Source organism: Lactococcus fujiensis JCM 16395 (assembly GCF_002441655.1).
Lineage (GTDB): Bacteria > Bacillota > Bacilli > Lactobacillales > Streptococcaceae > Lactococcus > Lactococcus fujiensis.
Genome location: NZ_JXJU01000032.1, coordinates 1 through 5,211, shown reverse-complemented (window position 1 = coordinate 5,211; position 5,211 = coordinate 1). Strand labels below are relative to the sequence as shown.

Below are 5,211 nucleotides of genomic sequence, written 5' to 3'. Positions count from 1 at the left end.
CTAAAAACTTGACTTAACGTCAATCTTTTAGGAATCAACTATCTAGGGACGCATACCATGCGTAAAACAGGCGCTTATCGTGTTTATACGCAGTCGAATTATAATATTGGTTTAGTCATGCATTTATTAAACCATTCAAGCGAAGCCATGACTTTAACATATCTTGGATTGGACCAAGCAAGTCGAGAGAACATATTAGACCAAATTGATTTTGGGTAATGAATGTTTAGAACTTAGTAGTCGTCCAAAAACGACTACTTTTTTTGTTGTTGCCAAATATAACTTCTGACATACAATTTTTAGCAATTACACGATCCATTTATCGAATCCTCCGGACTTCTTCAACCACACTGAAAGGGAGGGAACACTCTTCGGCTTCTCGGTATCTACAGAAATAAAGGTATGTTAGTGACTGCAATTTGTAGTTTCCTAATCAGCTTGCTTACGTTTGTCATCTTGTTGATTAAAAAATCACCAAAAATAAGAACCGTCTCAACTTTGTCTAGTTAACGGTTCTCGAACTAAATACGACCACCGACTTTTACTCGGCTATATTGGACTTGTTTGCAGCAAGTCATTTTCCCTTATTATATGACTTTTTTCAATCGTTTTATTTTCTTGATAGTTATCAATTTTTATCTGTAAGGGTAGCGCTATACTAGTATCATAAAGAAAATTAAAGGAAGTAGAAAATATGGCAAAAATAACACTGAACTTTCAAAAACGACTTCAACAACACAGTAATCACTTGGTTATCCTCTCAGCCATTCTCATTGTACTCGGATACCTTGGTAAATATGGTGTAAATCAAATATGGATTTGGAATTCGACAATGATTATTGCAAGTATTATCGGTTTTATACCTGTTGCAATTCATGCCTATCAAGCAATCAAAGTGAAACAAATTTCGATTGACCTGCTAGTTTCTATTGCAGTTATCGGTGCTTTGTTCATCGGTGAATATGAAGAATCAGCAATTGTCACTTTTCTCTTCGCTTTCGGTGGATTTTTGGAGAAAAAAACGCTTGAAAAAACGCGATCAAGTATCAAAGAACTCACGAATATGGCACCCAGCACAGCCCTATCTGCTGATGGCGAAGAAATAGATATTGATGAAGTTGAAATTGGTGATAAACTTTTAGTAAAAACAGGACGTCAAGTTCCTGTTGATGGTCATATTTACCAAGGGTCTGGCTATGTCAACGAAGCCAGCATCACAGGTGAATCACGTGAAATCAGAAAGGAAACTGGTGCTAAGGTTTTTGCAGGTTCTATCTTAGAAAATGGTACAATTTACGTAGAAGCAGAAAAAGTTGGTGAAGATACAACTTTTGGTAAAATCATTGAACTGGTTGAAGAAGCCCAAGATACCAAATCTCCTGCTGAGAAATTCATCGACCGCTTTGCTAAGTATTACACGCCAGCGGTACTTGTTATTGCAGCTATTGCTTGGGTTTTTAGTCATAATCTAGAGCTAGCCATCACGATTCTCGTACTCGGTTGTCCTGGTGCCCTCGTGATTGGTGCGCCTGTTTCAAATGTTGCAGGAATCGGTAATGGTGCAAAAAGAGGTGTCCTTATTAAGGGAGGTGATGTTATGAATACCTTCAGTCATATTGACACGCTTCTGTTTGATAAAACGGGTACTCTGACGAAAGGCAATACAGAAGTTGTTGTCGTCAAAAATTATGGTGCTTCAAAAGAATTGATTGATGCAGTTGCTTCAGCAGAAAATGAATCTGATCACCCATTAGCAACGGCAGTTGTACGCATGATCGGAAAATTCAATCCTATCAAATTTGAAAAAACGGACGTTGTTAAAGGACAGGGAATCATCGCAGATGACCTATTGATTGGTAATGAAAAAATGATGGTGGTTAATCATATTACGATTTCTCCCGAGCAGAAACAGGACATCACAGAAATCACTGATTCAGGTGCATCAGTTGTTTTGGTCGCAGCTGATAACAGATTGCAACTAATTTATGGTATTGCGGACGAAATACGTTCTGGTGTCAAAGAAGCCCTCGAAGAACTACGCCACGAAGGTATTTCTCGTATGATTATGCTGACTGGAGACAACGAGACAACAGCTAAAGCAGTCGCCGCCCAACTCGGCATCGATGAAGTACGTGCCAATCTCATGCCTGAAGAAAAAGCTGAAGTTGTCAAATCACTCAAAAACTCTGGTAAAAAAATTGCTTTTATCGGTGATGGTGTCAACGATTCTCCTAGTTTGGCACTTGCTAATATAGGTATTGCAATGGGTTCTGGTACTGATACTGCGATTGAAACATCCGATATCGTGCTAATGAAGTCTAGTTTTGACGAACTTGTCCATGCATATGGTTTGAGTAAACGCACGGTTGCCAACATGACACAAAATATTATGATTGCGATTGTAGTTGTGCTCTTTTTACTGGCTGGTCTAATTCTTGGAGGTACAGGATTAGTACCTAGTTTTGTCAACATGGGCACAGGTATGTTCGTCCACGAAGCCAGTATCCTTATCGTCATTGTCAATGGCATGCGACTGATTAGGTATCGAGAGAAATAGAAGAATGGAAACAAACCAAAATTTATGCGGTTTGTTTTCTTTTTTTGAAAGGAATCATTTTTTTGATATCAATAAAGTTTATAATGATTTTATCAAAAATGATTTGATAAAATCATCGAGACATTTTCGATGGCTTCTAGAATCTTTACAATTAAAGTTTTCCTTACTAATAGGGAGGTTCAATAAGACACTGAATTTGAGGCTATGAGAGAAACTATCGCAAGCAATGTAGCACGTTAGGGATTTGAACTTGTTTAAAAGCTTTGATACCTATCTCAATATAACTTTTTTATAAAAATAGATAGGAAGTTCCAATGACAATTATTTAAAAAGGAAACACACACATTTGCTAGACAGGAAGATTGTCAGGTAGGAGGGGACATAGCGTTTTCAGAACACTTCAAACATCTTATGTACGATGGATGTTTTAAAAAAATCACTAATGGTTTTGCTCTTTTAAATCTCATACAGGCAAAATTAGGGATTGATTTAAACACCGTTCCGCGGACCGTCTCGGTAGACTCTAACTGGTGCTGATTGCGCTCCTCATAGAAGGTTATTCAGCGTTAAAAAAGAGACTCGAGAAACTTTATTATTTTGTAGATAAAAAAATAAAATTGATATTCTTGATAGATATCAATTTTTTGCTAGTACTAACGAGTTATAATTAATTTATAAAGAAAGAGAAAGAGGTGAATCTTATGTCAAAAGTAATTATGAAACTCAATGAATTGAGCTGCCCATCTTGCATGGCAAAAATCGAAGGAGCAATGACTACAACTAAGGGTGTAGCAAATGCAAAAGTGCTTTTCAATGCATCAAAAGTTAAAGCAGAATTTGACGAAAATGTTGTCAGTGCTGATGAACTTATCAGCAAGGTTGAGAAACTTGGATATCCTGTTTTGAGTAGCAAAGTAACTGTTGTGTGATTTCTACCAGTAAAGACAGCACTATAAATTGAATAAAGGAAAAAATTGATGACTAAATTAACGATTGATGAAAAATATGCTAAAGAACTTGATAAAGCAGAGGTTGACCACCACAAGCCTACGGCTGGTGCGATGCTAGGACATGTCTTATCCAATTTGTTCATTGAAAATGTACGACTGACTCAAGCAGGAATATACGCGAAAAGCCCAGTTAAGTGTGAGTATTTACGTGAAATTGCAAAAAAAGAAGATGAATATTTCTTTAAAATTTCGGATTTACTTCTTGACGAAAATGAGATTGTACCAAGTACAACTGAAGAATTTTTAAAGTATCACAAGTTCATTACTGAGGATCCAAAAGCCAAATATTGGACTGATGAAGCTCTACTTGAAAGCTTCATTGCAGATTTTCAAGCACAAAATATGTTCATTACGCGAGCAATTAAGCTAGCAAATAAAGAAGAAAAATTTGCTTTGGCGGCTGTTGTAGTCGAACTTTACGGCTACAATCTTCAAGTTATTCGTCACTTGGCAGGTGATTTGGGTAAAAGAGTTGCTGATTTTCATGACGAAGATGAAGATAATGACAATTAATTTTTACGAAACTGTAGGTTTTAATTGAACAAAGCTTGCAGTTTTATAATTTTAGCGCGATAATAAGATAAGGAGAATTACCAAAATGAGCAAGTACGAACATCATTTTAGTCATGATGAACACCACTGTGTACAGCTTGTCCCACTATTTGCTTTACTTTCAGAAAGTGAACTGGCGCAAGTTGAGCAGGTTGTTCATCATAAGACTTTTGAAAAGGGCGAAGCGGTCATCAGCCCTTTTACGGTGCCTCAACTCGCAATTGTGGCGCACGGTACTTTGAAGATATATCAGCTTTCTAGCGCTGGTAAAGAGCAGTTACTACGTGTAATTGAACCTGGTGGATACGCAGGTGAAGACGCCTTGTTTGGAGTAATGAATGATAATCTCTATGGTGAAACATTGGAAGAAACGCAAATTTGCTTTTTGCGACAACAAGATTTCAAAAATTTGTTGTTAAAATATCCCGAGCTAAGTTTAAAATTGCTTGAAACAACCGTGAGAAGAGCTGCGGAAATGCAATATCAAGCACAATTTCTCATGATGGAAGATGTTGAAAGTCGAATCGCTAATTATCTTTTGCAACTCGTCAAAGTAGTAGATTCAAATTCTGTTATGATTCCAATGAAAATGAAAGATCTTGCAACGTTCATCGGAACAACTCCCGAAACTATTTCTCGTAAGTTCAAAATACTCGAAGAAAAAGGATTCATTGAGCGCCGAGGAAAGATAATCAAAATACTAGATATTGATAGCCTTGAAGATGATTACGCTTAAAATGGTCTGGTTCTGTTGCGAAGTTTGAAAATCAAACGCGCCCTCTCTGAACTCCAAATATCTTAGGCTGGTATTCCCATTAATACCTTGATTTCAGTAGACNCCCTTAATCGTGGAAGAGGCTGTACGGAGACTTTGATAAAATTTATTCCGTCGTTTAATAGGTCGATGGTCTTGTTCTATTAAATTGTTAAGATACTTCACAGTTCGGTGCTCTGTCTTAGTATATAAACCCACACTCTGTAACTTTCTAAAGGCGGAGCCAAGAGAAGGTGCTTTATCGGTCACAATTGCTTTCGGCTCACCAAACTGATTATGGAGTCGTTTTAAGAAAGCATAGGCTGCTTGCGTATCCC

The 5,211-nt window shown here is 37.2% G+C and carries 5 protein-coding genes and 1 pseudogene; 5 read left to right on the top strand and 1 reads right to left on the bottom strand.

Annotated features, from left to right (window positions below; all coding sequences use genetic code 11):
* Nucleotides 1–21 precede the first annotated feature (21 nt).
* The 5 genes and pseudogenes from RT41_RS09925 to RT41_RS09905 form a co-directional block, all read left to right on the top strand.
* Nucleotides 22–219 (top strand): annotated as a pseudogene (locus RT41_RS09925) (site-specific integrase); the annotation flags it as partial.
* Between the two features lie 475 nt (nucleotides 220–694).
* Nucleotides 695–2,557 (top strand): heavy metal translocating P-type ATPase, encoded by a 1,863-nt coding sequence (locus tag RT41_RS09920; RefSeq protein WP_096819241.1) that lies wholly within the window; start codon nucleotides 695–697, stop codon nucleotides 2,555–2,557.
* A gap of 701 nt (nucleotides 2,558–3,258) precedes the next feature.
* Nucleotides 3,259–3,486: a heavy-metal-associated domain-containing protein gene (locus RT41_RS09915; RefSeq protein ID WP_012898751.1), complete on the top strand. Its 228-nt coding sequence runs from the start codon at nucleotides 3,259–3,261 to the stop codon at nucleotides 3,484–3,486.
* Nucleotides 3,487–3,534: 48 nt separating this feature from the next.
* The gene (locus RT41_RS09910) at nucleotides 3,535–4,080 is read left to right on the top strand and encodes a DNA-binding protein (RefSeq protein WP_096819239.1); all 546 of its coding nucleotides are present in this window, start codon (nucleotides 3,535–3,537) and stop codon (nucleotides 4,078–4,080) included.
* A gap of 85 nt (nucleotides 4,081–4,165) precedes the next feature.
* Nucleotides 4,166–4,855, top strand: coding sequence for a Crp/Fnr family transcriptional regulator (locus RT41_RS09905; RefSeq protein ID WP_096819235.1), 690 nt, complete (start codon nucleotides 4,166–4,168; stop codon nucleotides 4,853–4,855).
* Nucleotides 4,856–4,958: 103 nt separating this feature from the next.
* Here RT41_RS09905 and RT41_RS10390 read toward each other — a convergent pair.
* Nucleotides 4,959–5,211: DDE-type integrase/transposase/recombinase (locus tag RT41_RS10390; protein WP_245811688.1), on the bottom strand; the 253-nt coding region annotated here is incomplete at both ends.

Excerpts from the sequence above, each read along its gene's own strand:
- RT41_RS09915 (WP_012898751.1), top strand. The coding sequence starts at position 3,259 with ATGTCAAAAGTAATTATGAAACTCAATGAATTGAGCTGCCCATCTTGC.
- RT41_RS09920 (WP_096819241.1), top strand. The coding sequence starts at position 695 with ATGGCAAAAATAACACTGAACTTTCAAAAACGACTTCAACAACACAGT.
- RT41_RS09910 (WP_096819239.1), top strand. The coding sequence starts at position 3,535 with ATGACTAAATTAACGATTGATGAAAAATATGCTAAAGAACTTGATAAA.
- RT41_RS09905 (WP_096819235.1), top strand. The coding sequence starts at position 4,166 with ATGAGCAAGTACGAACATCATTTTAGTCATGATGAACACCACTGTGTA.